We start from the raw sequence: 13,922 nt of genomic DNA on the forward strand, positions 1-13,922 counted from the left end.
AACAGGAAAGCCGAATGGAAACCGGCACTTACAAGCTAGGCAGTTCACGGGGACGCAGATCAAAGACCAGCACCTCGGCCTGCTCGCCCTGATCGAAGCGCAGAGCCCCGGCGTTGCGGATGCGGGCTCCGTCGCCTTCGGACAGGCGCTCTCCGTTCACGCTGAGGCTGCCGCGGGCCACATGCACATAAACATGGCGGTCGGTGCCCACATCGAGTTCGGCGGATTCAGCGCCATCGAACAGGCCGGCATAGACCCGGGCGTCCTGGCGCACGGCCAACGTGCCGTCCCGGCCTTCGGGGGCAATGATCAGGCGCAGGCGGCCGCGCTTGTCGGCATCGTCCACATGGACCTGCTGATAGCGTGGAGCGGCGCCGCGTTCGGCGGGCACGATCCAGATCTGCAGAAAGTGCACCGGGTCCTGGGCCGAGTGGTTGAATTCGCTGTGCTCCACGCCGGTGCCGGCGCTCATCATCTGCACGTCGCCGGGACGGATCACCGAGCCCGTGCCCATGGAGTCCTTGTGCTCCAGGGCGCCGTCGAGCACATAGGAGAAGATTTCCATGTCGCGGTGGCCGTGGGTACCGAAGCCCTGACCAGGGGACACATGGTCGTCATTGATAACCAGCAGATCCGAAAAGCCTTGCTGATTGGCATCGCGGTAATGACCGAAGGAGAAGGTGTGGCGCGATTGCAGCCAGCCATGGTTGGCACGGCCGCGGTGGTTGGATTGGCGAACTTCAAGCATTGATATCTCCTTAACAATCGATGGCATTCACACTTGCTGCAGCAGGCCCATCTGCCTTGTTTCTCTGCGTTCCGTGTGGCGATGCATGAAGTATCGGCGGCCTTATCGGCGCCTATGCTGAAAGAAAATCCTCTGAATCATCGATAATTTCGATGATTGTTTTTTACGCACTCAAAGCATGCTGAAACTCTCTCTGGAAGCCATAGAACTGGTGGACACCATTGCGCGCCACGGCTCGTTTGCAGGTGCGGCGGAGCGCCTGCACAAAGTACCTTCGACCATCTCCTATGCCGTGTCCAAGCTCGAGGAACAGCTGGGTCTGAACCTGTTTGTGCGCAACGGCCCGCGTGTCAGTCTCACGCCCGCGGGCGAGGAATTGCTCAAGGAAGGGCGATGGCTGCTGGCAGCTGCGCGTCAGCTCGAGTCGCGACTGCGCCAGATCGCCACAGGATTCGAGACCGAGGTCCGCCTGGTGCACGACTCGCTGATCCCCACGAGCGCCTTCGGCGCCGACATCCAGGCATTCGAGGCGCTGAACAGCGGCACGCGGCTGCGCATCGGCAGCGAGACCCTGACGGGCACCTGGGAAGCCTTGCGCGAAGGCCGGGCCGACCTGATCGTGGCGGCGGGCGAGGGTCCGGCCGGTGGTGGCCACAAGGCCGTGGCCGTGGGCCAGCTCGATTTCGTGTTCTGCGTGACTGCCAGCCACCCGCTGGCGCGTCTTGGCCGTCCGCTGGCGCGCGCCGACCTGCTGGAGCACACCGCCGTGGTGGTGGGCGACGGCGCCCGTTCGCTGACCGACCGCACCGTGGGCCTGCTCACCGGTCAGCGGCGCATCACCGTGCCCGATATGCAGGCCAAGATAGCCTGCCAGGCCGCCGGCCTGGGCCACGGCTTTGTGCCGCGCGCATGCGTGCGTGTGGAGCTGGAGACCGGGGTACTGGTAGAACTGGCGGTGGAAGAACCGCGACCGCCCGAAACCTTCTGGCTGGCCTGGCGCAGCGATGCCCCCGGCCGGGCCCAGCAATGGTGGCGCGAGCGCCTGAGCCGCCCACTGCTGCCCGGCATACTTCCCTACTGAAAACGGCCCTGCAACTCAAGGTGGCAGGGCCGCTACGATGCAAGCCGACGAGGTCTGCGGCAACGGCTCAAGCCATGCCCAGAACCTCGCGAAGCTCAGGAAGGAGGCGATCAGTCCAGCTTCACGCCGGCCGCCTTGATGACCTCACCCCAGCGCTTGGCTTCGGTGCGCGCCAGCTGGTGGAACTGCTCGGGCGTGCCAGGCAGGGCTTCCATGCCGAAGTCGGCCATGCGCTTGACCACGTCGGGGTCCTTGAGGGCTTTTTGCAGGTCTGCATTGAGGCGCTGCACGATGGCTGGCGGCAAGCCCTTGGGACCCAGAATGCCCTGGAAGGCATAGACCTCGGAATCCTTGAGACCCAGTTCGGCCAGCGTGGGCACATTGGGCAGATTGGGCACGCGCTTGGCCGTGCCTATGGCCAGGGCCCGCACCTTGCCGGACTGGATCACGGGCAGGCCCGATGCCAGATCCAGGAACATGCAAGGCACCTGGCCGCCCATCACATCGGCCAGCGCGGGCGCGGCGCCCTTGTAGGGGATATGGGTCAGACTGGTGCCGGTGCGGTTCTTGAACAGCTCCATGGCCAGATGGTGGGGCGAGCCATTGCCGGGCGAGGCGTAGTTGAGCTTGCCGGGGTTGGCCTTGGCATAGGCCAGGAATTCCTTGAAATCCTTGGCTTCGAACGCAGGGTTGACCACCAGCGCCATGGGGAAGCGGCTGATGCCGCCCACATAGGTGAAATCCTTGTCGGGGCTGAAGGGCAGCTTGCTGAACAGGTGCTCGTTGAACGCCAGGATGGCGTTGTCGGCCGACATGATGGTGTAGCCATCGGGCTTGGCCGCGGCAACGAGCTGGCCGCCGATATTCGTCGAGGCACCGGGACGGTTGTCCACCACGATGGTCTGGTTCAGCGTCTTGCGCATGGATTCGGCCACCGTGCGGGCCAGCACATCGGTGCCGCCTCCGGGTGGGTAGGGAACGACCCAGCGCACAGGGTTGGCGGGCCAGTCCTGCGCCATGGCAAAGGGGGATGCGGCAGCAGCCGAGCTGGCTGCCACGGCAGCCAGGAATTGACGACGATCCATCGTTTGTCTCCTTGAGGGTGATGTAGGGGGTTGTGGAATGATTTTTAGACCCCGCCAGGCGGCCTTTTCTATTAATTGATAGCTGCCTGCGCTTGTCTCTATTCGGTTTGAATCGGTTTTGACTCCGATTTCTGTATGGGTGGCAGTTTGAAGCTCACGCGCTCGACCTGATAGCCTTTCTGACGCAGCAGCTCGGGCAGGCCCTTGGGCCCGACCATGTGCAGCGCTCCCACGGCGGCAAACACGGTCTTGCCCTGCTGGAGCTGACGCACAATGCCGTCTGCCATACCCGGATTGCGTCCATCCATGAGGCGCGCGTACTTGAGCCGGTCACGCTCGGTCTTGATGCAGTCGCACCAGTCGGCATAGTTCTCCAGCTGTTTTTCGTTGCCGCTTGCCCAGATGTTCGCCAACTGTTGCAGGATTTCCGGGGACTTGGGATCTTCGAGCTGCTCCAGCCCGTCGCGCACGCTTTCCTGTACCTCCAAGGGATCGTCGGAAAGCAGCTCCTCGAGCTGGGTCTGCGCCGACTCCAGCCCCAGCACAGGCTTGCGCACGGCACCGGCCAGGCTCGCCAGCTGCAGATCGGCGCCAAATTCGACCATCAGCCCATGCTTGCGGCCCAGCTGGCTGACCAGTCCCAGCAGTTGGGCGTCCGGACGTTGCGTGCTCAGATGCTCGGCACAGGCTCGCTTGCGCTGCTGCGCCAGCCGGGCGTCCAGATCTGCGGGTAGCGCAGGGGCGTCGACACGGGCCTGGAAGCCGTCGATCAACTGCTGCATGACCTGCGGATTCAGCACATCCAGCTCCAGCGCCAGCAAATCCGTCGCAACCATGGCACGCAAGATGGTGCGGCCGGGCAAGATCCACTCCCGCTTGCCCACATGCAAAGTGCCGTAAAGCCAGCTGGTGCGCTCGCCGTCCTGCACGCGCCAGAGCAGGCCTCTGTCCTGCATCTGGGGGGCCATGGCCTGCACTTCGGCCGGCGTTGGCGGACTGAACGGCGGCGGGCAACTGACTGCAGGTTCGGCGGCAGGCTCTGCCGCCATGGACGGGCCCGTCAACAAAGCGAACGCTATGGCCGGCACGGCCTTCAGAGGCGAAATCCAGCGCGAGAGATTCAGACTTGACATGGGCATGGCGGCAGCAACGAGGGCTTAGTCTTCAGAGCTATCCAGAGGCTGAGCTTCGGGCAAGTCATCCTTGCTGCCGCCGGGCGGCGCAATGTTCTGGTCGATGGCGCCGAAGATGCTCTGGCCGTCCTTGCCCTTCATCTCGATGCGGATGGTGTCGCCGAACTGCATGAACTCGGTCTTGGGTGCGCCGTCCTGAATGGTCTCTATGCAGCGCTTTTCGGCGATGCAGCTATAGCCCTTGGGCCATTCCACGCGCTTGTTCTTGCCGCTGCCGGTCTCCACGCCCTTGTTGCTCACCGTGCCGCTCCCCACGATGGAGCCGGCACGTACATTGCGGGTCTTGGCGATATGGGCGATCAGCTGGCCGAAGTGAAAAGTCATCTCCTCGCCCGCATCGCACATGCCGACCTTGCGGCCGTTCCAGGTGCTCTGCAGCGTCAGATGCAGACGGCCGCCCTTCCAGGCATCGCCCAGCTCGTCAAGTGTCACGGCCACAGGGCTGAAGGCCGTGGCGGGCTTGCTCTGGAAAAAGCCGAAACCCTTGGCCAGTTCGCCAGGTATCAGATTGCGCAGGCTCACGTCATTGGCCAGCATGACGAGACGAACGCCGTCCAGCGCATCCTTGGCATCCGTGCCCATGGGCACATCGCCGGTGACGACGGCAATCTCTGCCTCGAAGTCTATGCCCATGGCCGCGCTGGGCACGATCACATCGTCGCAGGGGCCGATGAAATCATCGCTGCCGCCCTGGTACATCAACGGGTCGGTGTAGAAGTTGGCCGGCACCTCGGCATTGCGCGCCTTGCGCACCAACTCCACATGGTTGATATAGGCCGAGCCATCGGCCCACTGATAAGCTCGTGGCAGCGGTGCCATGCAGCGCTGGGGATCGAAGGGAAACGCGTGGCGGGCCTTGCCGTGATTGAGTTCGTGCGACAGATCCTGCAGCTGGGGGGCCATATAGCTCCAGTCGTCCAGCACCTGCTGCATGCGGCTGGCAATACCGGTGGCATAGCAGGCCTGGCTCAGGTCACGCGAGACCACGACCAGTTGCCCGTCGCGCGAGCCATCCTTGTAGGTTGCCAGTTTCATTCTCTGTCCCTCTGCTCACGGCAGCGGTGCTGGCACAATGCCTGACAACGCTAGCCAAAATTACGATTGGTTAAATTGATTTAACTAAACAAAACACGATTCTATTGCAATGGAAAAGGAACGCGCAGGGATTCAGTCGGTCGAAGTGGGTTTCTCCCTCGTCGAGGCGCTGGCACAGGCCAGTGGCCCGCTGATGCTCAAGGATGTCGCCGCCGCCGCCGGCATGAGTGCCGCCAAGGCACACCGCTATCTGGTGAGCTTTCAGCGCATCGGACTGGTGACGCAGGACGAACGCAATTCGCGCTACGACCTGGGCCCTGCGGCGCTCAAGATCGGCCTGGCCTCGCTGGCCCGTCTCGACCCGGTGCGTCTGGCGCGCGAGCGCATTCCGGCACTGCTTGAGTCCCTCAATCACACGCTGGCCATCGCCGTCTGGGGCAACCATGGCCCGACCATCGTGCATTGGGAAGAATCGGCGCAGTCCGTCACTGCCAACCTGCGCCTGGGCGACGTCATGCCCATGCTGGCATCGGCCACAGGGCGCTGCTTCGGCGCCTGGCTGCCGCGCGAGGCGACGGCCGCATTGCTGGAGCCCGAAATCGAGCGCGCACGCAAAGCCCGGCGCCAGGACCTGCCCCAGACCGAGGAAGCCGTGGCGGCCATGCTGGCCGAGGTGCGCGAGCGCGGCACGGCCCGCGTGGTCGACACCGTGCTGCCGGGCATCGTGGCTTTTTGCGTGCCGGTCTTCGATGCATCCGGCCATATTGTGCTGGGGCTGATGACCCTGGGCTCGCTGGCGACTTTCGACCCGGACTATGGTGGAGCCATAGATGCGCCACTGCAGGCGGCCGCCCGCCAGCTTTCCAGCGATCTGGGCTGGCGCGCCGATCCCAACCACTGAAACCTGCAATCTCAGAATCACGCTCATGGGCCGCTCCCCTCAGACAAGCCAGGCACGCAAGACACTGCTGCCCATCACCGGCTTGGTGCTGGCAGCCCATGGGCTGTTGCTCTGGGGCCTGCCCGAACTAAGCCCGCCGGACAAAGCAGCGGACGACCAGATCGTGATGGAGACGCGCATGCTGCAGGCGCCCCCTCCGCCGCCTGCACCCGCAGCGCCCAAACCGGCCCCAGTTCCGGCGCCCAAACCCCAGGCGGCACCGCGGGCGCCAGCGCCGACTCCTGCTCCCGTACCGGACGAACAGGAACCTGCGCCAAATCCGCCTCCAGTCCAGGAACCACAAACGCAAGAAGCTCCTGAAACAGAAGCACCCACCAATACAGGGCTGCCCGCTGCTGCAGCAGAGCCGGCTCCCGAGCCCATGGCCGAGCCTCCCGAAGCCAATGGTGCCGACACGGCCCGCCCCATCCAGGTCACGCCCGCAGGCAGCGCGCCGCTGCCGCCTAGCTCTGTGCTGCCCGTGACCCTGCCCAACTCCGCCACGCTGGAGTTCAATGCCTCGGGTCAGGTCAAGGGCTTTCAATACTCGGCCGGCGCCCAGCTGCAATGGCAGCATGACGGACAGTACTACCAGGCCAGGCAGTCGATCAGCATGTTCTTGCTGGGCGAGCGCGCCCAGACCAGCGAGGGGCTGATTACGCCCAAGGGCCTGCAGCCGCTCAACTTCAGCGACAAAGGGCGCAAAACCCAGTCCGCTGCCTTTGACGTGGCTAGCGGCAAGGCGCACTACAGCGGCGGCCAGACCGATGCGGCCATTGGCGATGGCGTGCAGGACCGCCTCAGCGTGTTTCTGCAGCTCTCGGCCCTGATGGCTGCCGCCCCCGAGAAATATCCGCCAGGCACTCTGATAGAGCTGACCACCAGCAGCGCACGCTCAGCCGTGCGCTGGCAGTTCCGCGTGGGTGCCAGCGAGGCACTGGAGCTGCCATTTGGCAGCGTCATGGCACTGCGCCTGGACAAGCTGCCCGGCAAAAGCAGCAGCGACCAGCGCGGTTCGGTCTGGCTGGCACCGTCCATGCAATACCTGCCCGTGCGCATCAAGCTCACCCAGGGACAGGACGACTTTGTCGATCTGCAGCTCAAGAAATATCTGCCCGCGCCGCAATAACCTCCATGCCGCACCCTGGCGTAAACCCCGGGACCACCGCGCCAAAGCGCTCACTCACCTCCCAGCCAAGGCCTGCAACCTGCATCGGCTCGGGCTGAACGCTGTCGCGCCGTTCAAGGACTTGCTTACTACAGATCGGGAAAGCCGGTTGCCCACAACCATGCCAAATCCATGGAATACTGTGCCCAAGTGCCAAGAGCAGGCATTTCCACCTTGAAATGCGGCACCCTGTCGCCATATCCATGGCAGGCATGCTCATAACGGAAGTGAAAGGAGGAACACCATGCAAATGCTTTACGACTCTGAATCCTTTGCGGTGCTCCATCTGCGTCCCGATATGGAAGCAGACGCTCCGGCAGGCAAAGCCAAGGCCGAGACCGAGCAAGCCCATCAACTGCCCCGCCACGGCTTCGAGATCGTGGACAAGCGCTCGGGCAAAGAGGTGTATCTGGATGGTTCCTGGGCCGAAATGTTCCAGAAGCAGATCCTTGCCTGGCAGCAGGACGCCCCCACCGAGGAGGAGGTGGAGGAAATTCTCGACACCTACACGGGCCTGGCCCAGCAGCCGGTAATCATTCACTGAACACCTTGCAAAAAGCCACTCGAAAGAGTGGCTTTTTTGATGCCTGAAAACACACTCTAGTGCTTACCGGAAAAGCGCGAGCCGCTATGACTTTCTGCACAACAGCATCAACACGCCGGCGGGCAGCATGCAGCCCAAAAAGCCCAGCAGCCCCCCTGCCGCACCCAGCGCCAGCCAGTAGCCCCAGTCAATGCCTTGCTCTGCGCAGTGAATCTCGCACTGGGGGTTGTGCTCCCAGGCCATCCACATCAGAAGCCCGGCCATCACAAAGCCGGCGCAAGCGCTGATGATCAGGATCGACTTCCAGGGATTTCGCCTGCTGCGGATCATGACCGCTCCCCCGGCAGCACCCTGTTCAGCCAGCGGTACAGAGGCGCTACCAGCAGCAGCACGGCAATCAGCCGGCAGACCTGAAAGGCCGTGACCACGGGCACGCCCAGTTGCAGGACCTTGGCGGTGATGGCCATCTCGGTAATGCCACCCGGCGATGTGCCCAGCAGCAAGGTCACCCAGGGCAGGCCGGTGGCCCAGTGCAGCAGCCAGGCAAAACCGGCGCAGACTGCCATCAACCCCACGGTACCCAGCGCCACCATGCCCAGCCAGCGCGGCGCCGTGTGCAGGAAATCACGTCGAAAGCGCACCCCCAGGCTGACGCCGATCACCAGCTGGGCGGCGTTCATCAGCCATTGCGGCACGGCAGACAGCTCCAGGCCTGCCATGGTCAAGCCCATGGATACGGCCAGCGCACCCAGAAACCAGGGATTGGCACGCCTGAGCCTGAGCATCAGCAATGCCCCGGCGCCGGTGGCCAGCACCAGCCAGGCAAAGCCCGGCCATTGCACGGTGCGCACGCTGGGCAGCGTCAGGCCCGGGTCGCCCTGCAGTCCCGACCATTGCAGTGCAAAGGGAATGCTCACCGTCACTATCACCAGCCGCAGGCTGTGCGCCGCCGCCACCAGATCTGTGCGCGCCTGCTCGCGCTCGGCCAGCAGCGTCATCTCCGAGGCCGCACCTATCGCCCCCGAGAAATAGGTCGTGGCGCGCAGGCGCTCTTTATCCATGCCCGGCTGCGCCAGCATGGAGGCCGCCTGCACGCGATACAGCCAGCGCCCGAAGCCCCAGCCCAGCAGCAAGGCCCAGGCAATGGCCAGCGCAATCGCCCACCACAGGCCGGCCACCAGCTCGGTCACGGCAGGCGTGAAATACAGGCCCAGCGCGCCGCCTATCGTCCACTGCCCCAGATCGCGCAACCTGGCCCAGCTTTGGGTAGGCGCTCCGCCTATCGATAGCAGGGAGACGGAAATCAGCGGCCCCAGCATCCACGGCAGCGGCGTATGCAATATCAGACAGAGCTGGGCGGCCAGCCAGGCCAGCAGCAGGGTGGCGGCCACACGGGCCAGAAACACGGGGGGAAGCAATACGGACATGTGCACGGGAATCCGGCAAGGCACGACAATGGGCGCGCGACAGGGGCAATGCCCCGCAGTATCGCGGCAAAACTCGGTGGGCAAAGCCGGTACGAAATCTACAGCTACGAAGCCATGCCCCGTCTCAGACGAACGCAATCAGCTCATATGTGGACTTTCATTTCTGCGGCGCAGCCGCGCCAGCGCTTCAATCGTTTCAATCCTTTGGCCATGACGGCTGTTGCCGGCGCCCTGCTGCTGGGCGGCTGCGCCCATCAAAGCGCCCAGCGGACCAGCGATGCCGAGTGGCTGCAGACACTGGGCCAATGGGCCGGAACACCGATCATCCTGCTCGGCGAGCAGCATGACCAGATCGCCCATCACCAATGGGAAGCCGCTACCGTGCGCCACCTGGCAGCGCAAGGCAGGCTCGCGGCCCTGGTGGTCGAGATGGCGCCCGCAGGCGGCAGCACCCGGAGTCTGCCGGCATCGGCCAGCGACGAGGAGGTGAAGACCGCGCTGCAATGGGCCCAGGGCGGCGGCCCGGGCGGCTGGCCCTGGCAGGACTATGGTCCGGTGGTGATGGCTGCCGTGAAAGCCGGCGTGCCCGTGCTCGGCGGCAATCTGCCGCGCCCCCGGATGAAGCAGGCGATGGGCGAGTCCCGTTACGACGCACACCTGCCGGCCGCAGGCTGGCAGCTGCAGCTCGACGCCATCAAGGACGGCCACTGCGGCCTGCTGCCCGAATCGCAGTTCGCGCCCATGGCCCGAATTCAGCTGGCCCGCGACGAATCCATGGCCAGGGTGACTGAAACAGCCGTACGCGAACTGGGTCAGCCCGGAAAAAGCGTGCTGCTGGTGGCGGGCCGCGGCCATGTCCGCAGCGATATCGGCGTGCCGACCTGGCTGCCTGGCGATTTCAAGCAAAAGGTGGCGATAGCCCAATCAGACAAAGCGCAGACCGCTATCACCATGAAGGCAGACAAGCAGCTGATGCTGGAGGGCAACGCCTCCGAAGACCAGTGCAGCCAACTGCGCGAACAGTGGAAGAGCAGACCTGCACCCAAGCCTTGACGGGCTGCTGCAGCGCTGGTGATCCTCAGCCCGCGATCGCAACAGCCACCAGCGGCTGCCCCTCACGCGTCTTTTCCAGCAGGCGCGTGAAGTCTTCGGCCGGCAAGGGCCGGCTGCAGAAATAGCCCTGAAAGTAGTCGCAGCCTTTTTGCTGCAAGAACGTCAGCTGCTCCTGGGTTTCCACGCCTTCGGCCAGGACCTTCAGACCCATGGCATGACCCAGGGCAATGACCGAGCTGCTGATGGTCATATCGTCCGCGCTGTGCGGAATGTCGCGGATAAAGCCCTGGTCGATCTTGAGCAGATCGAGCGGGAAACGCTTGAGATGGGCCAGCGATGAATAACCGGTACCAAAGTCATCGATGGCCAGGCGCAGGCCTAGCTCGCGCAGGCGGCTGAGCACGGCCAGCGCCTCTTCGGGCTTTTCGGCCAGTGCGCTTTCGGTGATTTCCAGCTCCAGCAAGCTGGCCGGAAAACCCGACTTGTTGAGCGCATCGGCCGTAGCGCCGGCAATATCGGTCAGCAAAAACTGGTGCAGCGAGACATTGACCGCAATCGTCAGATCGGGCAGACCGGCAGCCCGCCATTGCTGGCCCTGACGACAGGCCTCACCCAGCACCCACAGACCCAGCGGGCCGATAACGCCCGAGTTTTCCGCCACAGGAATGAAACGGGCCGGCGAGATCAGGCCTTCCTCTGGATCCAGCCAGCGCAACAGCGCTTCAGCCCCCATCAGGCGCCCCGTCGCCAGCTCAATCTGTGGCTGGTAATACAGACGCATATGGCCCAGCTCCAGCGCACGGCGCAGGCGCGCCTCCAGCGCCAGGCGCTCGCGGGCGGCCTGGGTCATGTTCTCATGGAAGAAGCACCAGGCATTGGAGCCTCTGGCCTTGGCTCCATACACCGCTGCATGGGCCCCCTGCAGCAGATCGTCGGCTGTCAATGCATGGTCGGGATACAGACAGATGCCTGCGCTGACGCTGACCACCACCGAGAGGCCATCCGGCGTGGTCCAGGGCTGGCCGGCTGCTGCCATCAGGCGCTCGGCCACGTCCACCGCGCTGTCGCGACCGCAAATGGATTGCGCCACCACGCAGATTTCATCGCCCGCCAGGCGGCCAATGATGTCGCCGTGCCGCAAAGCACCCTGCATCTGCACAGACACATGCCTGAGCACCTCGTCGCCGATGGAGTGGCCATAGCTGTCGTTCACGTCCTTGAAGCGGTCGATATTGAACAGCAGCACGGCCATGCGACGGTTGGTGCTCTGACTCAACTCCACCGCCTCGCCCAGCATGCGCGTGAATTGAGAGCGGTTGGGCAGACCGGTCAAGGTGTCGCGATGGGCAAGAAACTCCAATTGCTGCTCGCGCGCCTTCTCGGCCGAGATGTCGGTGAACATGCAGACGTAATGCGTCACCTTATCGTTGGCATCCTTGACCGCGCTCAGCGACATGCGCTCGGGAAAGACCTCTCCATTCTTGCGTCGATTCCAGATTTCGCCCTGCCAGTGCCCTGTGGCATGCATGCTGGCCCACATGGCGTCGTAGAAAGCCTTGTCATGTCGGCCGGACTTGAACATGCGCGGCGTCTTGCCCAGCATTTCCGCTTCGCTGAAGCCCAGCAGCTTCGTGAACGCGTGGTTGACCGAGAGAATGCGGCTGTGTGCATCGGTCACCACCACGCCCTCGATGGTGTTGTCCACCACCGTGGAGGCCAGGCGGCTGCGCTCATCGGCCTCGCGACTCGCAGTCTGGTCGGAGAGCAGGCCCGAGATCCGTATCAGGCGTCCGCTCTCATCCTTGTAGGCCTGGCCGCGTGCGCGAAACCAGCGATACAGACCATCAAAGCACAGCAGACGTGCCGTCAGCACCAGCATGCTGCCCTGCTCCAGCGCCTGCTCGGCCTGGGCGCGCGCGCCTGTGGCATCTTCGGGATGCAGGCGCTGATAGAAATCGAACTCGCGGGCCAGATCCTGGCCCTGGTAGCGCAGCAAGGCGCTCATGCCCGTGGAGAAGTTCAGCCGCTGCTCGAGCGCGTCCCACTCCCACACGCCATTGCCACTGCCCTCCAGCGCCAGGCGCAGCATGGTCTCGCTGCGCATCATGGCGTTGCGCGCACTCACCATCTCGCTGAGGTCCTGCAGCACGCAGACCAGGGCCACCGGCCCGTCCACACCCGAAGCCGCCACGCGGCTGGTGGTGCACAGCACGGGCGTGACCTTGCCGGTGCCTTCATTCACGCATTGGCGCAGCACCTGGAAGTAATCGGTGCTGCCGTCCAGCAGGCGCTGCAGCTGCAGAGCAACTTCGTCCTGGTCATTCACCGGCACCAGAACGCGAAAATCCTGACCGCGCAGCGACTCCACGCTGCGGCCCAGCCAACCCGCCAGCTTTGCATTGGCCCAGACAATCTCTGCACCGCCCACATGCACGCGAGCCATGCCGGCCGGTGCGTGACGCACCACCAACTCCAGCTCCTGCGCCGTCTCCCGGCCACGCTGGTCGGCGCGCGTCTTGCGCTGCATGAACCAAAGTGCAACCAGCGCCGTCGCCAGCAACCAAACAATGAACAGGCCTATCTGCCAACGCAGCGACTGTCGATTCAGCGATACATCAAAATAGCCGAGCACGCCCGCCTGCGCCCCCAACCAAAGCATCCCCACGCACAAATAGAGGGTGACAATCACCCAGGGTGTGAGCGGAGAATGCCTCTCCTCGCTTTTCATGAATTTCCTTTGTCCGCAGGGTCCTCGCCTTGCTGCGACAATTGCCGAGCTATGACCCAAGCCTATATTTTGACTTTATCCTGCCCAGACCGACTGGGCCTGGTGCATGCCGTTTCCGGATTCTTGCTTGAACAAGGCGGCAATATTGAAGAAGCAGCGCAGTACAACGACCCGGTAACCGGTCTGTTCTTCATGCGCGTGCAGTTTGCCTGCGATGGCAAAGACGCCGCCTCTTTAAAGGCATCCGTTGCCGAATTAGCTGATCAATATCAAATGCAGTGGAGTTTGCACTCCAAGGCCGAGCGCATCAAGACCGTCATCATGGTCAGCAAGGAAGGCCACTGCCTCAACGACCTGCTGTTCCGCTGGAAGTCGGGCCTGCTGCCCATCGAGATCAAGGCCATCATCAGCAACCACCGCGAGTTCTATCAGCTGGCGGCCAGCTACAACATCCCCTTCCATCACATTCCCGTGACTGCCGCGACCAAGGCCCAGGCCGAAGAGCGCCAGTACGAGATCATCGAGGAAGAAGGCGCCGAGCTGGTGGTGCTGGCGCGCTACATGCAGGTGCTGTCCAACGACCTGTGCAAAAAGCTGTCCGGCCGCGCCATCAATATCCACCACAGCTTCCTGCCCAGCTTCAAGGGCGCCAAGCCCTACTACCAGGCGCATGACCGCGGCGTGAAGCTGATCGGCGCCACCGCCCACTATGTGACGGCCGACCTCGACGAAGGCCCGATCATCGAGCAGGACGTGGCACGCGCCGACCACACCGACACCGTGGAAGACCTGACGGCCCGCGGCCGCGACACCGAGAGCCAGGTGCTGGCCCGCGCCGTGAAGTGGCATAGCGAGCGCCGCGTCATTCTCAACGGTCACAAGACCGTTGTGTTCCGCTAAATCCCTGGGCTTGGGATTGA

13 protein-coding genes are annotated in these 13,922 nt (G+C 63.8%); 6 read left to right on the forward strand and 7 right to left on the reverse strand.

Going from position 1 to position 13,922, the window contains the following annotated elements; genetic code table 11:
• Nucleotides 1-28: 28 nt before the first annotated feature.
• Nucleotides 29-748 carry a pirin family protein gene (locus AAIL67_RS11455; protein WP_045838791.1) on the reverse strand — a complete coding sequence of 240 codons (720 nt, stop codon included), beginning with the start codon at nt 746-748 and terminating at the stop codon, nt 29-31.
• 178 nt (nt 749-926) lie between these two features.
• Here AAIL67_RS11455 and AAIL67_RS11460 point away from each other — a divergent pair, with 178 nt between their 5' ends.
• A complete protein-coding gene (locus tag AAIL67_RS11460; protein WP_034354888.1) occupies nt 927-1,829 on the forward strand; it encodes a LysR family transcriptional regulator in 903 nt (300 codons plus the stop codon).
• 110 nt (nt 1,830-1,939) lie between these two features.
• On the opposite strand, the gene AAIL67_RS11465 is transcribed toward AAIL67_RS11460, so the two are convergent.
• The 3 genes from AAIL67_RS11465 to AAIL67_RS11475 form a co-directional block, all read right to left on the reverse strand.
• The gene (locus tag AAIL67_RS11465; protein ID WP_003068579.1) at nt 1,940-2,914 is read right to left on the reverse strand and encodes a tripartite tricarboxylate transporter substrate binding protein; all 975 of its coding nucleotides are present in this window, start codon (nt 2,912-2,914) and stop codon (nt 1,940-1,942) included.
• Nucleotides 2,915-3,012: 98 nt separating this feature from the next.
• Nucleotides 3,013-4,047: a TraB/GumN family protein gene (locus AAIL67_RS11470; RefSeq protein ID WP_253232620.1), complete on the reverse strand. Its 1,035-nt coding sequence runs from the start codon at nt 4,045-4,047 to the stop codon at nt 3,013-3,015.
• Between the two features lie 24 nt (nt 4,048-4,071).
• Nucleotides 4,072-5,142, reverse strand: a complete 1,071-nt coding sequence (locus AAIL67_RS11475) for a fumarylacetoacetate hydrolase family protein (protein WP_045838792.1) — start codon at nt 5,140-5,142, stop codon at nt 4,072-4,074.
• Between the two features lie 109 nt (nt 5,143-5,251).
• Between AAIL67_RS11475 and AAIL67_RS11480 the strand changes: the two genes are divergently transcribed.
• From AAIL67_RS11480 to AAIL67_RS11490, 3 genes are all read left to right on the forward strand, one after another.
• Nucleotides 5,252-6,043 carry an IclR family transcriptional regulator gene (locus AAIL67_RS11480; protein ID WP_063663654.1) on the forward strand — a complete coding sequence of 264 codons (792 nt, stop codon included), beginning with the start codon at nt 5,252-5,254 and terminating at the stop codon, nt 6,041-6,043.
• 25 nt (nt 6,044-6,068) lie between these two features.
• Entirely contained in the window at nt 6,069-7,211 is a 1,143-nt protein-coding gene (locus AAIL67_RS11485) for a DUF3108 domain-containing protein (RefSeq protein ID WP_224649068.1), read from the forward strand.
• Nucleotides 7,212-7,494: 283 nt separating this feature from the next.
• The gene (locus AAIL67_RS11490; protein ID WP_003073714.1) at nt 7,495-7,794 is read left to right on the forward strand and encodes a DUF3567 domain-containing protein; all 300 of its coding nucleotides are present in this window, start codon (nt 7,495-7,497) and stop codon (nt 7,792-7,794) included.
• Between the two features lie 84 nt (nt 7,795-7,878).
• On the opposite strand, the gene AAIL67_RS11495 is transcribed toward AAIL67_RS11490, so the two are convergent.
• Nucleotides 7,879-8,124, reverse strand: a complete 246-nt coding sequence (locus AAIL67_RS11495) for a hypothetical protein (protein WP_224649070.1) — start codon at nt 8,122-8,124, stop codon at nt 7,879-7,881.
• Nucleotides 8,121-9,221 carry an AbrB family transcriptional regulator gene (locus AAIL67_RS11500; protein ID WP_224649072.1) on the reverse strand — a complete coding sequence of 367 codons (1,101 nt, stop codon included), beginning with the start codon at nt 9,219-9,221 and terminating at the stop codon, nt 8,121-8,123. Before AAIL67_RS11500 ends, AAIL67_RS11495 begins: the two co-directional genes overlap by 4 nt.
• A gap of 147 nt (nt 9,222-9,368) precedes the next feature.
• Here AAIL67_RS11500 and AAIL67_RS11505 point away from each other — a divergent pair, with 147 nt between their 5' ends.
• Nucleotides 9,369-10,274 (forward strand): ChaN family lipoprotein, encoded by a 906-nt coding sequence (locus AAIL67_RS11505; RefSeq protein ID WP_224649074.1) that lies wholly within the window; start codon nt 9,369-9,371, stop codon nt 10,272-10,274.
• Between the two features lie 25 nt (nt 10,275-10,299).
• Here the strand turns inward: AAIL67_RS11505 and AAIL67_RS11510 are convergent, their stop codons facing one another.
• The gene (locus tag AAIL67_RS11510) at nt 10,300-13,002 is read right to left on the reverse strand and encodes an EAL domain-containing protein (protein ID WP_253232621.1); all 2,703 of its coding nucleotides are present in this window, start codon (nt 13,000-13,002) and stop codon (nt 10,300-10,302) included.
• A 51-nt stretch (nt 13,003-13,053) separates the two neighbouring features.
• Here AAIL67_RS11510 and purU point away from each other — a divergent pair, with 51 nt between their 5' ends.
• The gene (gene purU / locus AAIL67_RS11515) at nt 13,054-13,902 is read left to right on the forward strand and encodes a formyltetrahydrofolate deformylase (RefSeq protein ID WP_003068559.1); all 849 of its coding nucleotides are present in this window, start codon (nt 13,054-13,056) and stop codon (nt 13,900-13,902) included.
• Nucleotides 13,903-13,922: the final 20 nt, after the last annotated feature.

Origin of the sequence: Comamonas sp. A7-5 (genome assembly GCF_039581385.1) — a bacterium.
GTDB classification, from domain to species: domain Bacteria; phylum Pseudomonadota; class Gammaproteobacteria; order Burkholderiales; family Burkholderiaceae_C; genus Comamonas; species Comamonas thiooxydans.

Coding starts and splice junctions, on each gene's coding strand:
- AAIL67_RS11455 (WP_045838791.1), bottom strand. CDS start 748: ATGCTTGAAGTTCGCCAATCCAACCACCGCGGCCGTGCCAACCATGGC.
- AAIL67_RS11460 (WP_034354888.1), top strand. CDS start 927: ATGCTGAAACTCTCTCTGGAAGCCATAGAACTGGTGGACACCATTGCG.
- AAIL67_RS11465 (WP_003068579.1), bottom strand. CDS start 2,914: ATGGATCGTCGTCAATTCCTGGCTGCCGTGGCAGCCAGCTCGGCTGCT.
- AAIL67_RS11470 (WP_253232620.1), bottom strand. CDS start 4,047: ATGTCAAGTCTGAATCTCTCGCGCTGGATTTCGCCTCTGAAGGCCGTG.
- AAIL67_RS11475 (WP_045838792.1), bottom strand. CDS start 5,142: ATGAAACTGGCAACCTACAAGGATGGCTCGCGCGACGGGCAACTGGTC.
- AAIL67_RS11480 (WP_063663654.1), top strand. CDS start 5,252: ATGGAAAAGGAACGCGCAGGGATTCAGTCGGTCGAAGTGGGTTTCTCC.
- AAIL67_RS11485 (WP_224649068.1), top strand. CDS start 6,069: ATGGGCCGCTCCCCTCAGACAAGCCAGGCACGCAAGACACTGCTGCCC.
- AAIL67_RS11490 (WP_003073714.1), top strand. CDS start 7,495: ATGCAAATGCTTTACGACTCTGAATCCTTTGCGGTGCTCCATCTGCGT.
- AAIL67_RS11495 (WP_224649070.1), bottom strand. CDS start 8,124: ATGATCCGCAGCAGGCGAAATCCCTGGAAGTCGATCCTGATCATCAGC.
- AAIL67_RS11500 (WP_224649072.1), bottom strand. CDS start 9,221: ATGTCCGTATTGCTTCCCCCCGTGTTTCTGGCCCGTGTGGCCGCCACC.
- AAIL67_RS11505 (WP_224649074.1), top strand. CDS start 9,369: ATGTGGACTTTCATTTCTGCGGCGCAGCCGCGCCAGCGCTTCAATCGT.
- AAIL67_RS11510 (WP_253232621.1), bottom strand. CDS start 13,002: ATGAAAAGCGAGGAGAGGCATTCTCCGCTCACACCCTGGGTGATTGTC.
- purU (WP_003068559.1), top strand. CDS start 13,054: ATGACCCAAGCCTATATTTTGACTTTATCCTGCCCAGACCGACTGGGC.